Annotated in this window: 1 protein-coding gene and 1 pseudogene; both read left to right on the forward strand. The window is 69.8% G+C overall.

Translation table 11 applies throughout. From position 1 onward, the window contains the following. Nucleotides 1–12 precede the first annotated feature (12 nt). Entirely contained in the window at nt 13–693 is a 681-nt protein-coding gene (locus tag G3N93_RS40325) for a GntR family transcriptional regulator (RefSeq protein WP_174944686.1), read from the forward strand. Between the two features lie 7 nt (nt 694–700). Next, nucleotides 701–890: pseudogene (locus G3N93_RS40330) on the forward strand (amidase); the annotation flags it as partial.

Below are 890 nucleotides of genomic sequence, written 5' to 3' on the forward strand. Positions count from 1 at the left end.
TCCCCCCCCCGCATGAATACCCTGACCGACGTCACCCGCGAGCGCCCGGCCGCACCGGCAGGCAGCCTCGCCGACCGCGCGTACACGCTGATCCAGCGCGACATCATCACGATGCGCCTGAAGCCTGGCGCCGCCCTCAACGAAGCCGACCTCGTCGCCCGCACCAGCATCGGCCGCACGCCGGTGCACCAGGCCGTGCATCGGCTCGTGCTCGAAGGGCTGCTGTCCGTAATGCCCCGCAAGGGATTGATGGTGCAGCCGCTGTCGCTTGACGACATCGTCGCGGTGATCGACGTGAGACGCATCAACGAAGCGCACTGCGCGGAACTCGCCGCGCGCCATGCGACCCCGGACGATCTTGCGCGCCTGGCCGCGCTGCTCGACGCCGGGCAGGCGTGCGTCGACTCGCACGACGTCGAAGGCATGATGGAACTCGACCGTGCGTTCCACCAGGCGATCGCCACGGCCGCGCGCAATGCAGTGCTTGCCGACATCCTGCGCGCCCTGCACGAGCGCTCGCTGCGTTTCTGGTTCGTCACGCTGTCCGAACCCCACCATCTCGCCGACGTCCAGCACGAGCATCGCGAACTGTTCGATCGGCTGTCCGCCCGTGACGCCGCCGGCGCGCGCGCGGCCGTCGAAAGCCATATCGATTCGTTCCGCTCCACGCTTCTTCAACATCTTCGCCCCTGAGCCGCCCATGACCACTTTCACGCCCTTCCCCCCACTCGCCCAGCTCGCCGCAGACCTCGCCGCCGGCCGAACCACGAGCCGCGCGCTCGTCGACACCGCGCTCGACCGGATCGCCGATCCGTCGGGCCAGGGTGCGGTCGTCTTCACCGAAGTCGATGCCGACAACGCGCGCGCGGCCGCCGACGCGCACGACCGGC

This window comes from Burkholderia sp. Se-20378 (genome assembly GCF_017104665.1).
Classification (GTDB): Bacteria; Pseudomonadota; Gammaproteobacteria; order Burkholderiales; family Burkholderiaceae; genus Burkholderia; species Burkholderia lata.

Coding starts and splice junctions, on each gene's coding strand:
- G3N93_RS40325 (WP_174944686.1), top strand. CDS start 13: ATGAATACCCTGACCGACGTCACCCGCGAGCGCCCGGCCGCACCGGCA.